The sequence below is a fragment of the Streptomyces sp. WI03-4A genome, from assembly GCF_033792105.1.
GTDB classification, from domain to species: Bacteria; Actinomycetota; Actinomycetes; order Streptomycetales; family Streptomycetaceae; genus Streptomyces; species Streptomyces collinus_A.
The window spans coordinates 44,689-66,650 of record NZ_JARAUO010000011.1; the positions used below are offsets into that span (position 1 = coordinate 44,689).

General features: G+C 73.1%; 18 protein-coding genes. 15 read left to right on the forward strand and 3 right to left on the reverse strand.

Going from position 1 to position 21,962, the window contains the following annotated elements:
• Nucleotides 1–19: 19 nt before the first annotated feature.
• Nucleotides 20–556: an HNH endonuclease gene (locus PV343_RS14440; protein ID WP_319147296.1), complete on the reverse strand. Its 537-nt coding sequence runs from the start codon at nucleotides 554–556 to the stop codon at nucleotides 20–22.
• 312 nt (nucleotides 557–868) lie between these two features.
• Between PV343_RS14440 and PV343_RS14445 the strand changes: the two genes are divergently transcribed.
• The 7 genes from PV343_RS14445 to PV343_RS14475 all read left to right on the forward strand — a co-directional run bounded on the left by PV343_RS14445 (nucleotide 869) and on the right by PV343_RS14475 (nucleotide 8,991).
• A complete protein-coding gene (locus PV343_RS14445) occupies nucleotides 869–1,987 on the forward strand; it encodes a mechanosensitive ion channel family protein (protein ID WP_319147297.1) in 1,119 nt (372 codons plus the stop codon).
• Between the two features lie 226 nt (nucleotides 1,988–2,213).
• Nucleotides 2,214–3,425 (forward strand): ROK family transcriptional regulator, encoded by a 1,212-nt coding sequence (locus tag PV343_RS14450; protein WP_319147298.1) that lies wholly within the window; start codon nucleotides 2,214–2,216, stop codon nucleotides 3,423–3,425.
• Nucleotides 3,426–3,521: 96 nt separating this feature from the next.
• Nucleotides 3,522–4,865: an ABC transporter substrate-binding protein gene (locus tag PV343_RS14455; RefSeq protein WP_319147299.1), complete on the forward strand. Its 1,344-nt coding sequence runs from the start codon at nucleotides 3,522–3,524 to the stop codon at nucleotides 4,863–4,865.
• A gap of 2 nt (nucleotides 4,866–4,867) precedes the next feature.
• Nucleotides 4,868–5,809: a carbohydrate ABC transporter permease gene (locus PV343_RS14460; RefSeq protein ID WP_319147300.1), complete on the forward strand. Its 942-nt coding sequence runs from the start codon at nucleotides 4,868–4,870 to the stop codon at nucleotides 5,807–5,809.
• Between the two features lie 2 nt (nucleotides 5,810–5,811).
• Nucleotides 5,812–6,705, forward strand: coding sequence for a carbohydrate ABC transporter permease (locus tag PV343_RS14465; RefSeq protein ID WP_319147301.1), 894 nt, complete (start codon nucleotides 5,812–5,814; stop codon nucleotides 6,703–6,705).
• A gap of 7 nt (nucleotides 6,706–6,712) precedes the next feature.
• Nucleotides 6,713–7,978, forward strand: coding sequence for a 6-phospho-beta-glucosidase (locus tag PV343_RS14470; protein WP_319147302.1), 1,266 nt, complete (start codon nucleotides 6,713–6,715; stop codon nucleotides 7,976–7,978).
• Nucleotides 7,969–8,991, forward strand: coding sequence for an N-acetylglucosamine kinase (locus PV343_RS14475; protein WP_319147303.1), 1,023 nt, complete (start codon nucleotides 7,969–7,971; stop codon nucleotides 8,989–8,991). Before PV343_RS14470 ends, PV343_RS14475 begins: the two co-directional genes overlap by 10 nt.
• Nucleotides 8,992–9,069: 78 nt before the next feature.
• On the opposite strand, the gene PV343_RS14480 is transcribed toward PV343_RS14475, so the two are convergent.
• Nucleotides 9,070–9,489, reverse strand: coding sequence for a VOC family protein (locus tag PV343_RS14480; protein ID WP_319147304.1), 420 nt, complete (start codon nucleotides 9,487–9,489; stop codon nucleotides 9,070–9,072).
• Between the two features lie 192 nt (nucleotides 9,490–9,681).
• Here PV343_RS14480 and PV343_RS14485 point away from each other — a divergent pair, with 192 nt between their 5' ends.
• The 7 genes from PV343_RS14485 to PV343_RS14515 all read left to right on the forward strand — a co-directional run bounded on the left by PV343_RS14485 (nucleotide 9,682) and on the right by PV343_RS14515 (nucleotide 20,366).
• The gene (locus PV343_RS14485) at nucleotides 9,682–11,112 is read left to right on the forward strand and encodes a hypothetical protein (protein ID WP_387949784.1); all 1,431 of its coding nucleotides are present in this window, start codon (nucleotides 9,682–9,684) and stop codon (nucleotides 11,110–11,112) included.
• A gap of 14 nt (nucleotides 11,113–11,126) precedes the next feature.
• Nucleotides 11,127–12,155: a glutamate ABC transporter substrate-binding protein gene (locus tag PV343_RS14490; RefSeq protein WP_319147305.1), complete on the forward strand. Its 1,029-nt coding sequence runs from the start codon at nucleotides 11,127–11,129 to the stop codon at nucleotides 12,153–12,155.
• Between the two features lie 54 nt (nucleotides 12,156–12,209).
• Nucleotides 12,210–13,520, forward strand: coding sequence for a hypothetical protein (locus PV343_RS14495; RefSeq protein ID WP_319147306.1), 1,311 nt, complete (start codon nucleotides 12,210–12,212; stop codon nucleotides 13,518–13,520).
• Complete coding sequence (locus tag PV343_RS14500; protein ID WP_319147307.1) at nucleotides 13,517–15,988, forward strand: serine/threonine-protein kinase; 2,472 nt, start codon at nucleotides 13,517–13,519, stop codon at nucleotides 15,986–15,988. The genes PV343_RS14495 and PV343_RS14500 overlap by 4 nt, the downstream gene beginning before the upstream one ends.
• A 3-nt stretch (nucleotides 15,989–15,991) precedes the next feature.
• Nucleotides 15,992–17,329: a protein phosphatase 2C domain-containing protein gene (locus PV343_RS14505; protein ID WP_319147308.1), complete on the forward strand. Its 1,338-nt coding sequence runs from the start codon at nucleotides 15,992–15,994 to the stop codon at nucleotides 17,327–17,329.
• 101 nt (nucleotides 17,330–17,430) lie between these two features.
• Nucleotides 17,431–18,777: a vWA domain-containing protein gene (locus tag PV343_RS14510; RefSeq protein ID WP_319147309.1), complete on the forward strand. Its 1,347-nt coding sequence runs from the start codon at nucleotides 17,431–17,433 to the stop codon at nucleotides 18,775–18,777.
• Between the two features lie 68 nt (nucleotides 18,778–18,845).
• The gene (locus tag PV343_RS14515; protein WP_319147310.1) at nucleotides 18,846–20,366 is read left to right on the forward strand and encodes an FHA domain-containing protein; all 1,521 of its coding nucleotides are present in this window, start codon (nucleotides 18,846–18,848) and stop codon (nucleotides 20,364–20,366) included.
• A 48-nt stretch (nucleotides 20,367–20,414) separates the two neighbouring features.
• Here PV343_RS14515 and PV343_RS14520 read toward each other — a convergent pair whose 3' ends face one another.
• Complete coding sequence (locus tag PV343_RS14520) at nucleotides 20,415–21,392, reverse strand: methyltransferase domain-containing protein (RefSeq protein ID WP_319147311.1); 978 nt, start codon at nucleotides 21,390–21,392, stop codon at nucleotides 20,415–20,417.
• A 142-nt stretch (nucleotides 21,393–21,534) separates the two neighbouring features.
• Between PV343_RS14520 and PV343_RS14525 the strand changes: the two genes are divergently transcribed.
• The gene (locus PV343_RS14525) at nucleotides 21,535–21,939 is read left to right on the forward strand and encodes a globin (protein WP_319147312.1); all 405 of its coding nucleotides are present in this window, start codon (nucleotides 21,535–21,537) and stop codon (nucleotides 21,937–21,939) included.
• Nucleotides 21,940–21,962 lie beyond the last annotated feature (23 nt).

A 21,962-nucleotide genomic window follows, 5' to 3' on the forward strand; every position in this document is an offset into this window, starting at 1 on the left:
TGCGCGAAAGCCCGGATCGTCAGGCGGAGATGCCGTCGATCCGGGCCATGGCGTCGTCCGCGCCGTACGGCTGCAAGTAGGGCAGCCAGCGCGGGTCCCTATGGCCGGTCCCGATGATGCGCCAGGCCAGACCGGTGGGCGGAGCGGGTTTGTGGCGCAGCCGCCAGCCCAGTTCCACGAGGTGGCGGTCGGCCTTGACGTGGTTGCAGCGGCGGCAGGAGGCCACCACGTTGTCCCAGACGTGCTTGCCCCCGCGGCTGCGCGGGATGACGTGGTCGACGCTGGTTGCGACGCCACCGCAGTACATGCACCGGCCCCCGTCCCGGGCGAAGAGCGCGCGGCGGGTGAGAGGAACGGGCCCGCGGTAGGGAACCCGGACGAAACGCTTGAGCCGGACCACGCTGGGTGCGGGGACTGTGACGGTCGCGCTGTGCAGAAAGGCGCCGGATTCCTCGAGGGAGACGGCCTTGTTCTCCAGGACGAGGACGAGCGCGCGGCGGAGCGGTACGACGCCGAGCGGCTCGTACGACGCGTTGAGGACCAGGACATGCGGCACGGGTGCCTCCTTGGGCGTCGGCGGCGCGTGGCTCGCGCCGGGACGATCTGCAGTCAGTCTCCCCTCATGCCTGGTGAACGCGCCACCATGTCCCGGTAACGGGCTGGGAGTGTTTTCGACCACACCTGATGGATCCCCAGGATCATGACCTGTTCAAGCCGGGGTGAGACCGGTCTCTCCCCGCGGAACGGCGCGGAGCACACACGATGCCCCGTTAGTGTGTTGGTTCTGTCCGTCCGGTGACCTTTTCGTGATCGCGAAAGCCTTGACCGCCCCGCCTTGACCGCCCTGCCGGACGGACCGCGCAGCACCATGGAGGTACCTGCCGTGTCCTTGCCCGTCGTCCAGCTGGCCGCCGGCGCGTCACCGTCCCCCTCCCCCTCCGGTTCGACCGCACCGGCCGTTCCCTCGCTCCAGGACGCCCAGGAGAGCGCGACGAACGCGGCGAGCTGGGTGGAGCAGAACTGGTCGACCTGGCTCGCGATGGGTCTGCAGATCCTGCTGGTCGTGGTCGTGGCCGTCACGCTCAGAGCGATGGTCCGACGGGCGATCACCAAGCTGATAGAGCGGATGACCCGGTCGGCCCAGACGGCGGAGGGCAGCGCGCTGGGCGGGCTGCTGGTCAACGTCGAGCGGCGCCGGCAGCGGGCGGCCGCGATCGGCTCGGTGCTGCGCTCGGTGGCGAGCTTCCTGATCCTGGGCACGGCCGCGCTGATGGTGCTGTCCACGTTCAAGATCAACCTGGCGCCGCTGCTGGCCTCGGCGGGTGTGGCCGGTGTGGCGATCGGTTTCGGTGCCCGGAACCTGGTCACGGACTTCCTCTCCGGCGTGTTCATGATCCTGGAGGACCAGTACGGCGTCGGTGACGTGATCGACGCGGGCGTGGCCTCCGGCGAGGTGATAGAGGTCGGGCTGCGGGTGACCAAGCTGCGCGGCGCCGACGGCGAGATCTGGTACGTCCGCAACGGCGAGGTGAAGCGGATCGGCAACCTCTCCCAGGGCTGGGCGACGGCCGGGGTCGACGTGACCGTGAAGGCGGGCGAGGACCTGGACCGGGTCAAGGCCACGCTGGACGAGGTCGCCGAGAAGATGACCAAGGAAGAGCCCTGGAACGAGCTGCTGTGGGGTCCGGTCGAGGTGCTCGGCCTGGACTCGGTGCTGATCGACTCCATGGTGGTCCGGGTCACGGCCAGGACCATGCCGGGCAAGTCGGTGACGGTGGAGCGGGAGCTGCGCTGGCGCATCAAGCGGGCCTTCGACGCGGCGAGCATCCGCATCGTGGGCGGCGCGACGGCCCTGGAGGACGCCGAGGGCACCCCGGACCCGACGGCGGCGGTGGCGGCTCCGTCGGCGTACTCCAACGCGGACTCCCCGCAGTCGGCGGCCGCGACGCCGATCGCGGTGCAGCGTTCGACACCGCCCGCCAAGTAGACCGCGGACCGGGCGCACCCCGCCCGGACCCACGCCCCCGAGGTAACGACTCTGTTGCCTCGGGGGCGTTGTCTATTGACGCCCTCTTCGTCCTGGGCTTACGTTCCTCCCACGCCAATAGGAAAGTTTCCTAACAGTGATCTTCCCGGCGGCCGGTGATCAAGGCTGGACGGCAAGGCCGGGTCACTGAAAAGCTGGGCGGCTGGAAAGGCAGGTGTCGAGACGCATGGCAGGAACCGCCGGTACGCCGGGCACCCCGCGCGTCCTGCGCGCCATGAACGACCGCGCCGCCCTCGACCTGCTGCTGGAACACGGGCCGCTGTCGCGCACCCGGATCGGCAAGCTCACCGGCCTGTCCAAGCCGACCGCCTCCCAACTGCTCGCCCGCCTGGAGGCGGCGGGACTGGTCCGGGTCACCGGCACCAGCGAGGGCCGGCCGGGACCCAACGCGCAGCTCTACGCGGTCAACCCGGCCGCCGCGTACGCCGCAGGGCTGGACGTGACCCCGCACCGCATCCGCGCCGCCGTCGCCGACGTCACCGGCCGCACCGTCGGCGAGTTCGAACTGCCCACCCCCGGCCGTCGCCCGGCGCACCCGGTCGTCCGGCAGGTCACCGACGCCCTCGACGGCGCCGTGAAGGCCGCCGGGCTCGCCCGGGACGACGTGCACCGCCTGGTCATCGGCACCCCCGGCGCCTTCGACCCGGGCACCGGGCGGCTGCGCTACGCCTCCCACCTGCCCGGCTGGCACTCCCCCGCGCTGCTCGACGAACTCGCCGCCGCGCTGCCGATGCCGGTCGAGTACGAGAACGACGTCAACCTGGTCGCCGTCGCCGAACAGCGGCTCGGCGCGGCCCGGGGCCACGCGGACTTCGTGCTGCTGTGGAACCAGGAGGGCATGGGCGCCGCCCTCGTCCTCGGCGGCCGGCTGCACCGCGGGTGGACCGGTGGCGCCGGCGAGGTCGGCTTCCTGCCGGTACCCGGCACCCCGCTGGTGCGCCAGGTGACCAAGGCCAACAGCGGCGGCTACCAGGAACTGGCCGGCTCCCAGGCCGTACCGAAGCTGGCCCGCGAACTCGGCATCGAGGACGTGCCGTCGGGGCCGTACACCGAGGCCGCCGCGGAACTGCTGGCCCGGGCCGCCGACCACGCGGGCGGCCCGCACCGGGAGCTGCTGCGGACCTACGCGACCCGGCTGGCCACCGGTCTCGCCTCGCTCGTCTCCGTCCTCGACCCCGAACTCGTCGTCCTCAGCGGCTCCGCCCTGACGGCAGGCGGCGAGGTGCTGCGCGCCCTCGTCCAGGCCGAGCTGGAGGAGCTGGCCGCGGCCCGGCCACGGCTGGTCGTGGGCGACGTCCACGACCACCCCGTCCTGCGCGGCGCGCTGGAGTCCGCGCTCGCCGCCACCCGCGACGAGGTCTTCGACACCTCGCGCTGAGCGCACCCGCCTTCCCCGCTGTCCCTGCTTTCCCTGCTTTCCCCGCATTCGCTGTTTCCCCTGTTTTCCCGACCCCCGTCCCTGGGAGACCTCGTCATGCCCACAGCCATACCCCGAGTGGCCCGAAAAGCGGCTTTCGCCCTGACCGCCTCCGCCGTACTGCTCACCGCCGCGTGCACCGGCCAGTCGGACTCCGGTGCCACGGACGACCCGTCGAAGGACACGACGATCAACTTCTGGCACGCCTGGAGCGCGCCGAACGAGGTGAAGGCGGTCAAGTCGCTGGTCGCCGGCTTCGAGAAGACGCACCCCAACATCCATGTGAACGTCGTCGGCAACATGACCGACGACAAGATCAACCAGGCGCTGCGCGGCGGCGGCGACCGGGCCCCCGACGTCATCTCGTCCTTCACCACCAACAACGTGGGCAAGTTCTGCTCGTCGGGCGCGCTGATCGACCTGGGCCCCTTCTTCAAGAAGGCGGACATCGACCCGGAGACGACCTTCCCGAAGGCGATGAACGAGTACACCCGGTTCGACGGCAACCGCTGCACCGTGCCGCTGCTCGGTGACGCCTACGGCCTGTACTACAACAAGACGGCGTTCGGGAAGGCGGGCATCGCGCACCCGCCGAAGACGTGGTCCGAGTTCGAGGCCGACGCCAAGAAGCTGACGATCCCCCAGGACGGCGGCTACAAGCAGCTCGGCTTCATGCCGGACTACCACGGCTGGGAGTCGACCACCGAGCACTACTTCGCGCAGTTCTCGCCCACGTACTTCGGCAAGGACGGCAAGTCGGCCCTGGCCACGGACCCGGCCTTCGAGAAGGGCTTCACGCTGCAGAAGAGGCTCGTGGACGAACTCGGCGGATTCCAGAAACTGGAGAAGTTCCGGGCCACCCTGGGCGACGAGTGGGGCCCCAAGCACCCCTTCCACACGGGCCAGGTCGCCATGCAGCTCGACGGCGAGTGGCGGCTCGGGATGGCCGAGGAGGCCAAGCCGAAGTTCGAGATCGGCGTCGCCCCGCTGCCCGTCCCGGACGACCAGGCCGACCAGTACGGCAAGGGCTACATCACCGGCACCATCGCCGGCATCGCCGCCACCAGCCACAAGCAGAACGCCGCCTGGGAGCTGGTGAAGTACATGACCACGGACACCGACGCGGTGGTCGGCTTCGCCAACGACATCCACAACGTGCCCTCGACGCTGGCGGCGCTGAAGTCACCGAAGCTGAAGTACGACCCGCGGTTCAAGACCTTCCTGGACATCGCCGCGAACCCGGACTCCACCACCACGCCGGCATCGATCAACGGCGGTGTGTACCTGGTGACGATCCAGCAGTTCGGCTACGACTACGAGAGCGGCAAGGTCACCGATCTGAAGGCCGGGCTGAGGAAGACGGCCGCGCAGATCGACACGGACATCGCGCAGGCGAAGTAGCCATGACCACGCTCACCCTCGCCTCGAAACGCCGCAGGTCGGCGCTGCGCACGGCCGCCTTCATGTCACCCTGGCTGATCGGCTTCGCGGTCTTCTTCGCGTATCCGCTGATCTCCACGGTCTACTTCTCGTTCATGCACTACGACGGCTTCCGGCCGCCGACGTGGAGCGGCACGAAGAACTGGACGTACGTCTTCGAGCACTACCCGCTGTTCTGGCCCGCCCTGCGCAACACGCTGTGGCTGGTGCTGGTCATGGTGACCCTCCGGGTCGTCTTTGGGCTCGGTGTGGGACTGCTCATCACGAAGATCAAGACCGGGGCCGGGGTCTTCCGCACCCTGTTCTACCTGCCCTACCTCGCCCCGCCGGTTGCGGCCACCATGGCCTTCGCCTTCCTGCTCAACCCCGGCACGGGCCCGGTCGACTCCCTGCTGGAGAAGGCGGGCATCTCAGCGCCGGGCTGGTTCAACGACCCCGCCTGGTCCAAGCCGGCCCTGACCCTGCTCGCCCTGTGGGGCATCGGCGACCTCATGGTCATCTTCATGGCCGCGCTGCTCGACGTACCGGCGGAGCAGTACGAGGCGGCCGAGCTGGACGGGGCGTCGGCGTGGCAGCGGTTCCGCTACGTCACCCTGCCGAACATCTCCCCGATCGTGATGTTCGCGGTGGTCACCGGCGTGATCCAGACGATGCAGTACTACACGCAGCCGCTGGTCGCCGGGAAGGTCGCCTCGGGCGTGATCCAGGGCGCCGGCACCCAGTTCGAACCGGGCTACCCGGACAAGTCCACGCTCACCCTCCCCCAGCTCGTCTACAACCTCGGCTTCCAGCGCTTCGACTACGGCTCCGCCTGTGTGGTGGCGCTGGTGCTGTTCGCCCTGTCCATGGCGTTCACGGCCCTGCTCATGCGGCGCCGGGGCGGCCTCGTCCAGGCAGGTGACTGACCATGACCCAGGTACTCGACAAGCCGGTCAAGGCCGCGCGACGGATGCCCGAGGCCGAGCGGACCGCCCGGCGCAGGACGCTCCTGGAGTGGATCGCGGTCCACTCGCTCGGCGTCGCCGCCGCGCTGTTCTTCACCCTGCCCTTCGTCTTCGTGTTCCTCACCTCGCTGATGAGCGACTCACAGGCGCTCAGCCGGGACCTCGTCCCGCACACCTGGGAGTGGGCCAACTACCGCAAGGTCTTCGACACCCCGGGCTTCCTGACCTGGTGGCGCAACACCTTGATCTACGCCGGCCTGGGCACCGTACTGACCGTGGTCTCCTCGCTCCCGGTCGCCTACGCGCTGGCCAAGTTCCGCTTCCGCGGCCGCAGTCTGTCCCTCATGCTGGTGATCTCGATGATGATGCTGCCCCCGCAGGTGGTCATCATCCCGATGTACCTCTTCTGGGCGAAGCAGCTCGACCTGTCGGGCACGCTGTGGCCGCTGATCGTGCCGATGGCATTCGGGGACGCGTTCTCCATCTTCCTGCTGCGCCAGTTCCTGATGACGATCCCGAACGAGTACGTGGACGCGGCCAAGGTGGACGGCTGCGGGGACCTGCGCACCCTGCTGCGGATCATCGTGCCCATGGCCCGCCCGGGCATCGCCGCCGTGGCCCTGTTCCAGTTCTTCTACGCCTGGAACGACTACTTCGGCCCCCAGATCTACGCCTCGGAGAATCCCGGCGCCTGGACGCTCTCCTACGGCCTGGAGTCCTTCAAGGGGGCGCACCACACCGACTGGAACCTCACCATGGCCGCGACCGTGCTGGTCATGGCCCCCGTGATCCTCGTGTTCTTCTTCGCCCAGAAGGCGTTCGTCGAAGGCGTCACTCTCACCGGAGTGAAGGGTTGATCCGCATATGAAACTCACCGTGGTCGGCGGAGGCTCGACCTACACCCCCGAACTCATCGACGGCTTCGCGCGCCTCAGGGACACCCTGCCGGTCGAGGAACTGGTCCTCGTGGACCCGGCGGCCGAACGCCTGGAGCTGGTGGGCGGCCTGGCCCGCCGCATCCTCGCCCGGCAGGGCCACCCGGCCCGCGTCGTCACCACCTCCGACCTGGACGCCGGCGTCGAGGGCGCCGACGCGGTGCTGCTCCAGCTCCGGGTCGGCGGCCAGGCGGCCCGCGAGCAGGACGAGACCTGGCCGCTGGAGTGCGGCTGCATCGGCCAGGAGACCACCGGCGCGGGCGGTCTCGCCAAGGCGCTGCGCACGGTCCCGGTCGTCCTCGACATCGCCGAGCGGGTCCGCCGGGCCAACCCGCGCGCGTGGATCATCGACTTCACCAACCCGGTCGGCATCGTCACCCGCGCCCTGCTGCAGGCCGGTCACCGGGCGGTCGGGCTGTGCAACGTGGCGATCGGGCTCCAGCGCAAGTTCGCGGCGCTGCTGGGCACCGACCCCCGGGACGTGCACCTGGACCACGTGGGCCTGAACCACCTCACCTGGGAGACCGGCGTGCGGCTCGGCGGCCCCGAGGGCGCGAACGTCCTGCCCAAACTGCTGGCCGGACACGGCGACGCCATCGCCGACGACCTGCGCCTGCCCCGCCCGCTGCTGGACCGCCTGGGCGTGGTCCCGTCGTACTACCTGCGCTACTACTACGCGCACGACGAGGTGGTGCGGGAGCTGGGCACCAAGCCCTCCCGCGCGGCGGAGGTCGCGGCCATGGAGCGGGAACTGCTGACGATGTACGGCGACCCGGCCCTGGACGAGAAGCCGGCCCTGCTGGCCAAGCGCGGTGGGGCCTTCTACTCGGAGGCGGCGGTGGACCTGGCGGCGTCCCTGCTGGGCGGCGGGGGCAGCCCGTACCAGGTGGTGAACACGCTCAACAAGGGCACGCTGCCCTTCCTGCCGGACGACGCGGTGATCGAGGTGCAGGCGGCGGTGGGCCCGACGGGTGCCGTGCCGCTGCCGGTCGCGGACCTGGACCCGCTGTACGCGGGCCTGGTGGCGAACGTGACGGCGTACGAGGAGCTGGCCCTGGAGGCGGCCCTGCGGGGCGGCCGGGACCGGGTCTTCCGCGCCCTGCTGAGCCACCCCCTCATCGGCCAGTACGCGTACGCCGACGCCCTCACCGACCGACTGATCGCGCACAACCGGGAGCACCTCGCGTGGGCCTGACCGCAACCGACACCGCGAGCGTCCTCGCCATCGACGCGGGCAACAGCAAAACCGACGTGGCCGTGGTGACCACCTCCGGAGAGGTGCTGGCCACGGCGCGCGGCGGCGGGTTCCGCCCGCCCGCGGTGGGCGTGGGCCCGGCGATGGACGCCCTGGCCGAGCCGGTCGGGCGGGCGCTCGCGGACGCCGGCCTGCCCGCCGTCTCGCACGTCTCCGCCTGCCTCGCCAACGCCGATCTGCCGGTGGAGGAGGAGCAGTTGGCCACCGCGCTGCACGCGCGCGCGTGGGGCGGCTCGGTGGAGGTCCGCAACGACACCTTCGCGATCCTGCGGGCCGGAGTGGCCGAGCCGAGGGGTGTGGCCGTGGTGTGCGGCGCGGGCATCAACTGCGTGGGCATGCGCCCCGACGGCCGCACCGCCCGGTTCCCGGCCATCGGCCGCATCTCCGGGGACTGGGGCGGCGGCTGGGGCCTGGCCGAGGAGGCGCTGTGGCACGCGGCCCGGGCGGAGGACGGCCGGGGCGGGCCGACGGCGCTGGCCGGGACGCTGCCGGCCCACTTCGGGCTGCCGTCCATGTACGCGCTGATCGAGGCCCTGCACCTGGGGCACGTCGAGCACGACCGCAGGCACGAGCTGACGCCCGTGCTCTTCGCGACGGCCGCCGCGGGCGACCCGGTGGCGCGGTCCCTCGTGGACCGGCTCGCCGCGGAGGTGGCGACGATGGCCACGGTGGCCCTGACCCGCCTGGAACTGCTGGCCGAGGAGACGCCGGTGCTGCTGGGCGGCAGCGTGCTGACCGCGGGCCACGCCCGGCTGGACGACGGCGTCCGGGAGCTGCTGGCCGCCCGGGCCCCGAAGGCCGACGTCCGGGTGGTGACGGCCGGTCCGGTCCTGGGCGCGGCCCTGCTGGGCCTGGACCGGCTCGGCGCGGGCGCGGCGGCACAGGCGCGGGCGCGGGCCCACTGGGAGACCGGCCTGCCCCGGGCGCGGGGCCGGCAACAGGCGACCACCTAGGGCCTGTTGCGAAAGTGGCCTCGTCGCCCGAAGGGCGGCCGGGCGTCGCACGGCAGAGGACCACTTTCGCAACAGGCCCTAGTCGCCGCCTGCGTCCACGTAGAGGCAGAAGGGATGGCCGGCGGGGTCGAGCAGCACCCGCACACCGGGCTGCGGCTGGTGGCCGGCCTCCCGCGCGCCGAGTTCCCGCGCGTGCGCCACGGCGGCCGGCAGGTCCGCCACCTCGAAGTCGAGGTGCATGGTCATCCGCTGCTCACCGGCCCGGGCGGGCCAGACCGGCGGGGCGTACCCGGCCGAGCGCTGGACGGCGAGGTAGGCCACGCCCTCCGGCGGCGCGACGGCCGCCCCGTCGTCGTCCTCCCAGGCGATCTCCCAGCCGAGGAGGTCCGCGTAGAAGCGCGCCAGGGCGCCCGGGTCGGGTGCCTCCAGCACCACGCCCCACCAGTCGTGCCGCGCCGTGCGGGGCGTGCCGGGCTCGTGACTCGGTCGTCCGTGCATGCCCGCGAAGGCTACAAGGAACCGAACAGCCGCACAGGGCGTGTTGAGGGACGGGGGGTGGTGCGGCACGCTCCCCGCGCCGGCATGCCGTAGGTTGCGCTGCGATCCGATCAAGATCGCGTGAAGGCTGGTGCGGATGCCGGCCCGGGCGGCGATACTTGGCGGCGAACGGATGACCATGGGGGAGGTCAAGTGACACACCCGCCGAAGAGCAGCGCGGCGCCGCCACAGGCGGGCCCCGCCCTGCCCGCCGTTCCCCCGCAGCCCGGCCCGGCCGTACCCGCGCCCGTGAGCCCGCCCCCGGCCCCCCGCCGTACCGCCTTCGCCGAGGGCGCCGAGCGGCTGCGGGCCGCCGCGACCACCGAGCCGGGCCGGCTGCGCGTCATCGGGGCCGTACTGGCGCTGCTCGTCGTCGCGTTCGGGGCGGTCACCGCCTGGCAGACGTCCGAGCGCGCGGCCGCCGCCGACGACGTGCTGCACCGCAGCCAGCCGCTCAGCTCGGGCGCGGCCGGGATCTACCGGTCGCTGGCCGACGCCAACACGGCCGCCTCCAGCGGCTTCCTGGCGGGTGGTCAGGAGAGCGCGGCCTCCCGCGACCGGTACGAAAAGGACATCCGTGCCGCGGCCGGCGGACTCGTCACGGCCGCCGCCAACGCGGAGCCGGGCTCGTCCTCCGAGGCGACCATCGCCCGGCTGAACCGGCTGCTGCCCGAGTACAAGGGCCTGATCGAGCGCGCCCGGACCTACAACCGGCAGGGCTACCCGGTCGGCGGCGCGTACCTGCGCTACGCCAACGAGAAGATGCAGCAGGAGATGCTCCCGGCCGCGGAGGATCTCTACACCAAGGAGAACCAGCGGCTGGACGCCGACTACGCGGACGCGACGCCGTACCCGTGGGCGGCGATCGCGCTCGGCGTACTCGCCCTGGCCGCGCTGGGCTGGGCCCAGCACCGCACCTACCGGCGCACCAACCGCGTCCTGAACCACGGCCTCGTCGCCGGTACGGCCGCGACGACGGTGGTGCTGCTGTGGCTGGTGGTCGGGCACGCGGTGGCGCGCACGGAGCTGAACGGCTCCTACGACCACGGCATCCGCTCGCTGAAGGTGCTGCACGACGCGCGGATCGCCTCGTTGAAGGCGCGCGGCAACGAGAACCTCAGCCTGGTGGCGCGCGGCGCCGAGACCGTCACGGTCGGCGGGCAGACGTACGACGCGTACTACCACGACTTCGACAAGGACATGGGCGTGCTCGGCCGGGGACTGACCGAGGCTGCCGGGCTCGCCGACGACCAGGCGGGCAGCAAGCCGGTCGCGGCGGCCCAGGGCAACATGGCGGTGTGGAAGAAGCGCCACGCCTCGGCCCGTGGCGAGGACGAGAACGGCAACTACCAGCAGGCGCTCGACCTGGTGATCGGCGCCAAGGGCGCGACCGGCGAGTGCTTCGACAGCGTCGACAGCAATCTCGCCCGCGCCATCGACCACGAGCAGACCGAGTTCAGGCAGGCCGCGGGCAGCGGTCTGGACGCCATGACCGGGCTGACCCTCGGGGCCGCGGTGCTCGCCGTGCTGGGCGCCGCCGGTGCCGTCGCGGGCATCGGGCGCAGGCTTTCGGAGTACCGGTGACAGGGGGCAGGACGATGTACGCGAGCCGTGTACGGACCTCCCTGCGAGGCTGGGGCGGGGTCGGCGCGATGGCCGTCCTGTGCGTCCTGGCGCTGGCGGCCGTGCTGCTGCTGCCCCGCACCCAGACCCCGGTCCAGGACGACCCGGCGGGCGCCCGGGCGGCCACCGGCCTCCAGGCGCGCGCCGGCGACTGCAAGGACTCCGAGGCGCAGGACAGGACGCTGCCGCCGTCGGGCGCGGACGGACCGACCATCGAGGCCATCAAGTCCCGTACGGGCGCCAAGCGCAAGCTGGTCGTCGGCGTCGACCAGAACAGCTACCACTGGGGCTACCGCAACCCGAACACCGAGGGCGCGGAGCTGGAGGGCTTCGACATCGACCTCGTCCACAAGATCGCCGCGGACATCCTCGGCGACCCGGACGCCGTCCAGTTCAAGGCCATACCGACCAGCCAGCGCATCCCCGCCATCAAGGACGGCCGGGTCGACATGGTGGTCCGCACGATGACCATCACCTGCGAGCGGCTCGGCGACGTCGCGTTCTCCGCGCCGTACTTCAAGACCGGGCAGCAGGTGCTGGCGCCCAAGTCGTCGGATGTGACCGGCTACAACGGCACGCTCGCGCACAAGAGGATCTGCACGGCGTCCGGTTCGACCGCGTACATCAAGCTGAAGGCGGACCGCGACAAGGGCACCCTGCCGGCCTCCACCGACATCTCCACCACCGTCCCCAACCAGCTCGACTGCCTGGTCCGGCTCCAGCTCGGCGAGGTCGACGCGGTGGTCACCGACGGCGCGCTCGCCGCGAGCCAGGCCGCCCAGGACCCGACGCTGGAACTCAAGGGCGAGGCGTTCACGACCGAGTACTACGGCGTGGCGATGAAAAGGGACGCGAACGATCTGGTACGCCGGGTGAACCGCATCCTGGTCGACTACCGCGCGCACGGCTGGCAGACCTCGTACGACACCTGGCTCGCGGCCACACTGGGCAAGGACCCTGGGCCGTCCAAGCCGCCCGCCCCGCAGTACCTGCGCACGGACTGAGCGCGCCCCGACCGAACCCGACCAGGCCAACCACACAGCAGCGAGAGGTGATCGATGGGCGTCACGGACCCCGCCGGGCCGGTGATGGACCGGGACGAGGTGGACCGTGCGCTGGCCCGGCTCGGCGCCGAGCACGAGGCGATCGAGACCTCGCTGCTCGCCCTCCAGGACCACGCCGGCCGCAGGCTCCTCGAAGGCGCCGAGCTGACCGGCGTCACCCGGGAGCGCTGGGCCGCCGCCGAGGCGTCCATCACCCTGCTGTGGGCCTACTTCGACGCCTACACGGCCGCGCTGCGCTCCGCCCGGGAGATCCGCGCCCGGCGCCGCTGGTCCAGCCGCGAGGACCTGGCGGAGCTGACCGAGCTGCTGCGGGGCGAGTCCGTCACCGTCCCGGACGGCGCCGGCGGCGCCGGCCACACGGGCCGGCTCAGCGAGGGCTTCTCGCTCACCGCCCTGGTCGACCGGATGAACGAGCTGTACGCCTCCTCGCTCGACCTGGTCGTCACCGCCGACGCCGTCTGGTCGGCGCTGCCCGCGCGGATCGATTTACTCGCCGCCGAGCTCCAGCGCACCCGCAAGCTCGCCCACTCCGTCGGCGTGCGCCCCGGCGAGCACCCGGCCGGCGACGACCTGGAGCGCATCACACGCACGCTGACCGGGCTGCGCGAGGACGTGGTCTCCGACCCGCTGGCATTCTGGGTGCCGGCCGAGGGCAGTTCGGCGCCCGGCGGCGGCCGGCCGGACACCACGGTGTACGACCGGGAGGCGCGCGCCCTGGAGGACGTGCGCCGGGAGATCGACGCGGTGCTCACCGTGCGCCAGGACGCGGAGACGCGGCTGATCCGGCTGCGCGACCTGCTCTCCCGGGCGGACCGCACCCTCGCCGAGGCGCGCACCGCGCGCGGCGAGGTGCTCGCCAAGATCGCGGCGACCGAGGTGCCCGTGGTCAGCGGGCCCCCGACCGCGCTCCAGGAGCAGCTCGCGACGGCCGCCGAGTACCGGCGGCAGGCGCGCTGGCACCGGCTGTCACCGCTGCTGGAGTCGCTGGAGCAGAAGGCCGAGGACGAACTGCTGCGGGCCCGCGAGTCGTTGACGGCGGTGACCGCGCCGCTCGCGGTCCGCGCCGAGCTGCGCGGCCGGCTCGACGCGTACCGGGCGAAGGTGGCCCGGCACGGGCTGGCCGAGGACCCGCTGCTGATCGAGCGGTACGACGCGGCCCGGCGGATGCTGTGGAGCGCGCCCTGCGACCTGCGGGTGGCCGAGCAGGCCGTGCTGCGCTACCAGCAGGCGGCGGCCGAGCAGCTCGGCACGCCCGGAATCCCCCCTCAGGGCGGGCCCGAGGACCGTAGGAGTGAGTCGTCATGAGTCAGGCACAGCGGCCGTGCCAGCGGCCCGGCTGCGAGGGGGCGTACGAGGACGTCGGCGGCGGTGAGCTGTACTGCGACACCTGCGGCCTCGCCCCGGTCGTCTCCGCGACCGGCATGGTCGGCTCGCCGCCCACCGGGGTCACCAAGGGCTCCTCGGCGAGCGGTGGTTCGGGCTCCACGGGCCGCAGCGCGCGGACGTCGTCGCAGTCGTCCAGGTCGCGGCGGTCGGTGTCCGGGCGGCTCTCCCGCTCCCTGGCGGGCAGCGCCACCGGCCGCTCGGTCTCGGTGCGCAGCTCCGGTTCCTCCTCCGGGACCTCCGCCCGCGGCCGGCTCGGCGCCGGTCTGGTGTCCGTGCCGCAGGTGCCGCGGCCCGACCCGCGCGCGATGGTGCTCGACAACCCGGAGGTGCCCGAGCGCAAGCGGTTCTGCTCGCGCTCCGACTGCGGGGCGCCGGTCGGCCGGGCCCGCGGCGACCGGCCCGGGCGCACGGAGGGCTTCTGCACCAAGTGCGGGCACCCGTACTCGTTCGTGCCGAAGCTGAAGGCCGGGGACGTCGTGCACGGCCAGTACGAGGTGGCCGGCTGCCTGGCGCACGGCGGTCTGGGCTGGATCTACCTCGCGGTGGACCGGGCGGTCTCCGACCGCTGGGTGGTGCTCAAGGGCCTGCTCGACACCGGCGACCAGGACGCGATGGCCGCCGCGATCTCCGAGCGGCGCTTCCTCGCCGAGATCGAGCACGCCAACATCGTGCGGATCTACAACTTCGTGGAGCACCTCGACCAGCGCACCGGCTCCCTCGACGGCTACATCGTCATGGAGTACGTCGGCGGCAAGTCGCTGAAGGAGATCGCCAACGCCCGCCGCACGCCGGACGGCCGACGCGACCCGCTGCCGGTGGAGCAGGCGTGCGCGTACGGCATCGAGGCGCTGGAGGCGCTGGGCCACCTGCACAGCCGCAACCTGCTGTACTGCGACTTCAAGGTCGACAACGCCATCCAGACCGAGGACCAGCTCAAGCTGATCGACATGGGCGCGGTGCGCCGCATGGACGACGACGAGTCGGCGATCTACGGCACGGTCGGCTACCAGGCACCGGAGGTCGCCGAGATCGGCCCGTCGGTGGCGAGCGACCTGTACACCGTGGGCCGCACCCTCGCGGTGCTCACCTTCGACTTCCAGGGCTACACGAACGTCTTCGTGGACTCCCTGCCCGACCCGGACAACATCGAGGTCTTCCACCGCTACGAGTCCTTCTACCGGCTCCTCGTGCGGGCCACCGACCCCGACCCGGCCCGCCGGTTCGCCTCGGCGCAGGAGATGGCCGAGCAGCTGACCGGGGTGCTGCGCGAGGTCGTCTCGCTGCAGACGGGGCAGGCCAGGCCCGCGCTGTCGACGCTGTTCGGGCCGGAAGTGCGGGTCACCGACTCGGAGTTGTTCCCCCGCCTCGACGGGGACGTGTCACGCCTGGGCGCACGGGCCGCGCGGGGCGCCGGGTCCGCCCCGGCGCTGCCCCCGCCGGCCCTCGTCAAGCCCGTGGACACCCCCGCGGCCGCACTCGCGCTGCCCGTCCCGCTGGTCGACCCGGGCGACCCCAACGCCGGTTTCCTCGCGGGGCTGATGGCGCCCGCGCCGGCCGAGCTGATCGCCGCGCTGGACGCGGCTCCGGTACGGACCGTGGAGACCCGGCTGCGGCAGATCCGCGCCCGGCTGGAGAGCGGCGACCACCCGGGCGCGCTGGCGGCGCTGGCCGAGCTGGAGGGCGAACGGCCGGACGACTGGCGGGTGGTGTGGTACCGGGGCACGGCCGCCCTGGTCACCGGCGACTTCGAGGGCGCGGCGCTGTCCTTCGACGCGGTCTACGACGCCTTCCCGGGCGAGGCCGCGCCCAAGCTGGCGCTCGGCCTGTGCGCCGAGGTGCTGGGCCAGCTGGACAACGCGGCCGAGTACTACCGGCTGGTGTGGGCGACCGACCCGAGCTTCGTCAGCGCCGCCTTCGGCCTGGCCCGGGTGCAGCTCGCGGCCGGTGACCGGCAGAGCGCGGTGGGCACCCTGGAGTCGGTGCCGGAGTCCTCCATCCACTACACGGCGGCCCGGGTCGCGGCCGTCCGGGCCCGGCTCAGACAGCGCACGGTGGTCGCCGGTGACGTACCGTTCCTGGACGACCTGACCGCCGCCGCGGGCCAGGTCGAGGCGCTTCGGACGTACGGTCTGGACCCCGCCCGGCGCGAGCAGTTGTCCGCCGAAGTGCTCGGCAGCGCCCTGGACTGGATACTCTCCGGAGGCCAGGGAGCCGACCTGCCCGCCACCGGCGGGCGGGTGCTGCTCGGCAGCGGTCTGGACGAGCGGGGCCTCCGCTTCGGCCTGGAGCGCGCGTACCGCACGCTGGCGCGCCTCGCGCCCGGCGGTGAGGAGAGGATCGAGCTGGTGGAACGGGCCAACCGTTACCGCCCCCGGACGTGGGTGTAGTTGATGTCGCAGATGCCCCAGCAGGCCGCACTGGCGAAGTGCCCGAGCTGCGCGGAGCCGCTCGAGTCGGGTGACCTCTTCTGCGGCGCGTGCGGATACGACCTGTCCGTCGTGCCCGCCCCGCCGCAGGACCATCCGACGCTCACCATGACCGGTCCGGCGGCGCCCGCTGACGGCGTGGACTGGCCCGCCCCCGACCCGGCCGGCTCCGGTGGCACGCCGCCCACGGCGCACCGGGCCACCGACGTGCCCGGCACCGACTCGGGCGGCAACCCGCTGCACGGGCGGGAGCAGCAGCACCCGCAGGAGCCCCAGGACCCGCCCGCGTCCGGTGTGCGCTTCGACCGGCCCGCGGAACCCGAGGAGTACCCGTTGCAGGCACCGGACCCACGCGTGGCCGCCGACGCCGCCGTACCGGAGGGCGCGGCGAAGGTGTGCGTGGCCTGCCGGGCCGGCCAGGTCGACGACGACGGCTACTGCGAGAACTGCGGGCACGCCCAGCCGCGCGAACGCGACCACATGGAGCGGGAGTCGGGCCCGGTGGCCGCGGTCAGCGACCGCGGCCTGCGCCACCACCGCAACGAGGACTCCTTCGCCGTCGGGGACACCGCGCTGCCCGACGGCACGCCCGCCGCCGTGGCGGTGGTCTGCGACGGCGTGTCCTCCGCGACCCGGCCCGACGAGGCCTCGGCGGCCGCCGCGCGGACGGCCGGTGACCTCCTGCTGGCCGCGCTGCCCCGCGGCACGCACCCCCAGCAGGCGATGCACGAGGCGATCGTGGCCGCCGCGCAGGCGGTCGACGCGCTGGCCGGGGAGCCCGCCTCGGCCCGTGAGCACGCCCCGCACCAGAACGCCCCGGCGTGCACGATCGTCGGCGCGGTGGTCACCTCCGGGCTGCTGGTGGTCGGCTGGGTCGGCGACAGCCGTGCCTACTGGGTGCCGGCGGACCGCTCCGCGCCCGTGGCCCGGCTGACCGAGGACGACTCCTGGGCCGCGCAGATGGTCGCGGCCGGCCTGATGAACGAGGCGGAGGCGTACGCGGACGAGCGCGCGCACGCCATCACCGGCTGGCTCGGTGCGGACGCCTACGAACTGGAGCCGCACACCGCGTCCTTCAAGCCGGACCGGCCCGGTGTGGTGGTGGTGTGCACCGACGGCCTGTGGAACTACGCCGAGACGGCCGAGGAGATGGCCGAGATCGTGCCGCTGGACGCGGCCACCCGTCCGCTGCACGCCGCCCGGGTCCTGGTCGGCCACGCCCTGGACGGCGGGGGCCACGACAACGTAACAGTGGCCCTCCTGCCGTTCCCCGCGCCGCCGCAGGGGGCAGGATCGGCCTGAGGCCCGACACGACGGGGAGGCCTCGACGGACCGGAGGGGACCGGTCCGGCCACACGCGTTGCCTCGCGTGAGCGGGGTGTACTAGGGGGATTCGAAGCAGCATGGCCATTTTCGCCAAGTCGAACGTGCCGCAGTTCTCGGTCGACGTCTACCAGAACGAGTACCTGCCCGAGGGCGGCCGCGAGGTCAACGCCATCGTCACCGTGACCGCGACCGGTGGCGGCACGGTCGGCAGCGCCGTCGCGGCCCCGCACCTGTACGCGCCCGGCCGGGGGCCCTCCGCCGCGGTGGCGATCATGGTCGACTGCTCGGGTTCCATGGACTACCCGCCGACCAAGATGCGCAACGCCCGTGACGCCACGGCGGCCGCCGTCGACACCCTGCGCGACGGCGTGCACTTCGCGGTGATCGGCGGGACGCACGTCGCCAAGGAGGTCTATCCCGGCGGCGGGCGGCTCGCGGTCGCCGACGCCGCCACCCGCGAGCAGGCCAAGCAGGCGCTGCGCCGGCTGAGCGCGGGCGGCGGTACGGCCATCGGCACCTGGCTGCGGCTGGCCGACCGGCTGCTGTCCTCGGCCGACGTCGCCATCCGGCACGGCATCCTGCTCACCGACGGACGCAACGAGCACGAGTCGCCGGAGGACCTGCGGGCCGCGCTGGACGCGTGCGCCGGGCGGTTCACCTGTGACGCGCGCGGCGTGGGCACCGACTGGGAAGTGAAAGAAGTCACAGGCATCGCCTCGGCGCTGCTCGGCACGGCGGACATCGTGGCCGATCCGGCGGGCCTGGCCGCCGACTTCACGCGGATGATGGAGACGGCGATGGGCAAGGAGGTCGCCGACGTGGCCCTGCGGGTGTGGACGCCGGTCGGCACCACCATCCGGTTCGTCAAGCAAGTGGCGCCGACCGTGGAGGAGTTGACCGACCGGCGCACGGAGGCCGGCCCGCGCGCCGGGGACTACCCCACCGGGTCCTGGGGCGATGAGTCCCGCGACTACCACCTGTGCGTGGAGGTCCCGGCGGCCGGTCTCGGCCAGGAGATGCTCGCCGCGCGGGTCTCCCTGGTCGTCCCACAAGCGGACGGATCGGTACAGAACCTCGGGGCGCAGGGGCTCGTACGGGCCGTGTGGACCGACGACATGGCCGCCTCGACCTCGATCAGTCCGCAGGTGGCGCACTACACCGGGCAGGCCGAACTGGCACAAGCCATCCAGCAGGGGCTCGACCTTCGCAAAGCGGGTGATTTCGACGGGGCAACGGCCAAATTGGGGCGTGCTGTTCAGCTCGCGAGTGCCTCGGGGAACGCGGATACTGCGAAACTGCTTTCGAAGGTGGTGGACGTGGTCGACGCGGCGACAGGTACTGTGCGACTGAAGGCGAAGGTCGCGGAGGCCGACGAGATGACTCTCGAGACCCGGTCCACAAAGACTGTTCGTGTAAAGAAGTGACACCAGTAGTGACCACGAAGTACCGAAGCACTGAAGCAGGATCCTGAAGGAGAGGGGGAAGCGCCGACATGCCGACCTGCCCGAACGGACACCAGTCGGGTTCCGACGACTGGTGCGAGGTCTGCGGTCACCGCATGGCCGGTGCCGTGCCCCCGCCCCCTCCGCCGCCCCCGGCCGGCGGCGGCTACGGCTTCCCGCCCCCGCAGGGCGGTCCCGGCGGCCGCCCCGGCGGCGCCGAGCCCGAGCTGTGCCCGCAGTGCCGCACGCCCCGGGAGGGCGGCGCGCCCTTCTGCGAGGAGTGCCGGTGGAACTTCCTCACCAACACGGCCACCTCGTACACCCCGGCCGCCCCGCGTCCGGCCCAGCCCCGCTTCCAGCCGCCGAGCGCGACCTACGGCGGCGGCGACTCCTACGAGTACCAGGGCTCGCGGCCCTCGCAGATGAACCGGCCCGCCGAGCCGATCCCGTCCTTCGGCAGCGAGCCGTCGGGCCCGACTCCGTTCGCCGGTGAGCGCGGCCGGTCCGGCCCGCCGCCCACCTCGGGCGGCCAGGGCGGCCCGGACGCCTTCGGCGGCGGCCGGCGCCCGGCCGGTCCCCCGCAGGGCTTCGGTGGCCAGGGCGGGGGTCCCGGTGGCCCCGGCGGTGCTGGTGGCCCCGGCGGTCCTTCCGGCTTCGGTGGCGGCCCTGACGGTCCCGGCGGTCCGTCCGGCTTCGGTGGTGGCCCTGGTGGTCCGGGGCAGGGTCCGGGTGGTCCCGGCAGCCCGTCCGGCCCGCCGCCCTTCGGCCGCGACCCGTTCGGCTCCGAGCCCTCCGGCCCCGGCGGATACGGCGGCCCTGGTGGTCCCGGCGGCCCCGGTGGCCCCGGTGGCCCGTCGGGCTTCGGTGGCGACCCCTCCCGTCCGGTCCCGCCGCCGCCCGGCCCGACCCCGCAGGCCGGCCCCGGTGGCCCGGCAGGCGGTGCGCCGCAGGCCTTCCAGCAGTCCGGGCCGCCCGCGCCGCCCGCCTACCCGCAGGAGACCGGCCGGCCCCCGGCCGGCGGTCCGTCCTTCGGCGGCGCCGAGGACGACTGGGTGATCTCCCCGCCGTCCGGCGGCCCCGGGCAGGGCGGTGGCTACGGCTACCCGCAGCCCGGTGCCACGCAGGCCCCGGCCGGCCCCGGTTACCCGCAGGCGCAGCGGCAGCCGGCCCGCTGGACCGCGACCATCGGCCCGGACCGCGACTACTTCATGGCGATGATGCAGCGCTCGGGCCCCGAGGCCGCGGGCCTGAACCTGCCCGCGTACTCGCCCGAGCAGCAGCGCGCGCTGACCGGCAACCAGGTCACCATCGGCCGCCGCCGGCACTCCACCGGCGACACCCCCGACATCGACCTGTCGGTGCCGCCGGAGGACCCGGGTGTCTCGCACCAGCACGCCGTGCTGGTCCAGCAGCCGGACGGCAACTGGGCGGTCGTCGACCAGAACTCGACGAACGGCACCACGGTCAACGGCTCGGACGAGCCGATCCAGCCGTTCGTGCCGGTTCCGCTGCAGGACGGCGACCGGGTGCACGTGGGCGCCTGGACGACGATCACCGTCCGCCGGGGCTGAGGCACCGCACGGGAGCCGCTTCGGGCGAGCGGCTCCACGGCCGGCACCTCACGGCAGGGGCCAGGCGTACGGCCCCTCCGGGTCGTCCAGCCAGGCCCAGACGTGCGTGCCGCCGGCCGTGACGCCGTAGCGCTCCCGGCCGGGGCCTCCCTCGCGCTCCCACAGCCCGTAGGCGTCCCGCGGGTCAAGCGCGCCCCGGGTCAGGGCGAGCAGGAAGCGGAACGTCTCCTGTTCCCCGGCCTCGACCGGCAGCCCGGCCAGGGACACCGCCCCGGGGCGACCGCCGCCCGCGCCGCGCAGCGGGACGAAGTACGCGGCCGCGGGCAGGAAGCGGCCCTCGGCGTAGCCCGCGTGCCGCACGGTGAGCGCGAGCAGACCGGTGGCGAGCGGGGTCAGGATCCGGGCGCCGGGACGACACTGGGCCAGCCAGGCGCGGGGCACCGTGGACAGCGCGCAGGTGGCGATGATCCGGTCGAAGGGGGCGCGTTCGGGCACTCCGCGCGCGCCGTCGCCGGTGACGACCACCGGGTGGTGACCGGCCGCCGCGAGGTGCCGGGCGGCGGACTCGGTGATCTCCGGTTCCAGGTCGACGGTGGTGACGAGGTCGTCGTCGCCGAGCCGGTGGGCGAGCAGGGCCGCGTTGTAGCCGGTGCCCGCGCCCACCTCCAGGACCCGGTCGCCGTCCGCCACGCGCAGGGCCACCAGCATCCGTGCCATCAGCGAGGGCTGGCTGCTGGAGGAGAGCAGTTGGCCGTCGCGCAGCCGGGTGGCCAGCGGGACGTCGGCATAGGCGCCGCGCACCCAGCGCTCCCGCGCCCCGGGGTCCGGGCTCTCGCCCCAGCGGCGCTCGTAGCCGCCCCGGACGCCGACGTAGTAGTACGGCACGAACAGGTGCCGGGGCACCCGGGCGAACGCCTCCCGCCACACCGGGTCCTCGTCCCAGGCCCCCTCGGCCTCGATCTCCGCGACCAGCGCGGCCCGAGCCGCGGCGGCGAGCTCGTCGATCCCGGTGTCGTGGACGCCCATGGGTCCACAGTAGGGGCGGCGGTCCTGGGGCCTGTTGCGAAAGTGGCCCCGTTGCCCGAAGGGCGTCGCGCGGCAGAGGACCACTTTCGCAGCAGGTCCTAGGGCTTGAGTCCTCGGTCACCCGGTCTGAGACGATGGACGGGTGAATGAGATTCGGCGCGGCACGCTTCAGGAGCAGACCTTCTACGAGCAGGTCGGCGGGGAGGAGACCTTCCGCCGGCTCGTCCACCGTTTCTACGAGGGAGTCGCCGAGGACCCGGAGCTGCGGGCGATGTACCCGGAGCAGGACCTGGGCCCGGCCGAGGAGCGGCTGACCCTGTTCCTCATGCAGTACTGGGGCGGCCCCACCACCTACAGCGAGAACCGCGGCCACCCCCGGCTGCGCATGCGGCACGCCCCCTTCACCGTGGACCGGGCGGCGCACGACGCCTGGCTGCGGCACATGCGGGTGGCCGTCGACGAGCTGGGGCTCTCCGAGGAGCACGAGCGGACGCTGTGGAACTACCTGACGTACGCGGCCCAGTCGATGGTGAACTCCCCCGACTGACCCCCCGAATCCCGAATTCCGGT

What these genes read in the sequence shown, in the direction of transcription:
- PV343_RS14445 (WP_319147297.1), top strand. Translation starts at nt 869, where the DNA reads ATGGAGGTACCTGCCGTGTCCTTGCCCGTCGTCCAGCTGGCCGCCGGC.
- PV343_RS14450 (WP_319147298.1), top strand. Translation starts at nt 2,214, where the DNA reads ATGGCAGGAACCGCCGGTACGCCGGGCACCCCGCGCGTCCTGCGCGCC.
- PV343_RS14455 (WP_319147299.1), top strand. Translation starts at nt 3,522, where the DNA reads ATGCCCACAGCCATACCCCGAGTGGCCCGAAAAGCGGCTTTCGCCCTG.
- PV343_RS14460 (WP_319147300.1), top strand. Translation starts at nt 4,868, where the DNA reads ATGACCACGCTCACCCTCGCCTCGAAACGCCGCAGGTCGGCGCTGCGC.
- PV343_RS14465 (WP_319147301.1), top strand. Translation starts at nt 5,812, where the DNA reads ATGACCCAGGTACTCGACAAGCCGGTCAAGGCCGCGCGACGGATGCCC.
- PV343_RS14470 (WP_319147302.1), top strand. Translation starts at nt 6,713, where the DNA reads ATGAAACTCACCGTGGTCGGCGGAGGCTCGACCTACACCCCCGAACTC.
- PV343_RS14480 (WP_319147304.1), bottom strand. Translation starts at nt 9,489, where the DNA reads ATGCACGGACGACCGAGTCACGAGCCCGGCACGCCCCGCACGGCGCGG.
- PV343_RS14490 (WP_319147305.1), top strand. Translation starts at nt 11,127, where the DNA reads ATGTACGCGAGCCGTGTACGGACCTCCCTGCGAGGCTGGGGCGGGGTC.
- PV343_RS14495 (WP_319147306.1), top strand. Translation starts at nt 12,210, where the DNA reads ATGGGCGTCACGGACCCCGCCGGGCCGGTGATGGACCGGGACGAGGTG.
- PV343_RS14500 (WP_319147307.1), top strand. Translation starts at nt 13,517, where the DNA reads ATGAGTCAGGCACAGCGGCCGTGCCAGCGGCCCGGCTGCGAGGGGGCG.
- PV343_RS14505 (WP_319147308.1), top strand. Translation starts at nt 15,992, where the DNA reads ATGTCGCAGATGCCCCAGCAGGCCGCACTGGCGAAGTGCCCGAGCTGC.
- PV343_RS14510 (WP_319147309.1), top strand. Translation starts at nt 17,431, where the DNA reads ATGGCCATTTTCGCCAAGTCGAACGTGCCGCAGTTCTCGGTCGACGTC.
- PV343_RS14515 (WP_319147310.1), top strand. Translation starts at nt 18,846, where the DNA reads ATGCCGACCTGCCCGAACGGACACCAGTCGGGTTCCGACGACTGGTGC.
- PV343_RS14520 (WP_319147311.1), bottom strand. Translation starts at nt 21,392, where the DNA reads ATGGGCGTCCACGACACCGGGATCGACGAGCTCGCCGCCGCGGCTCGG.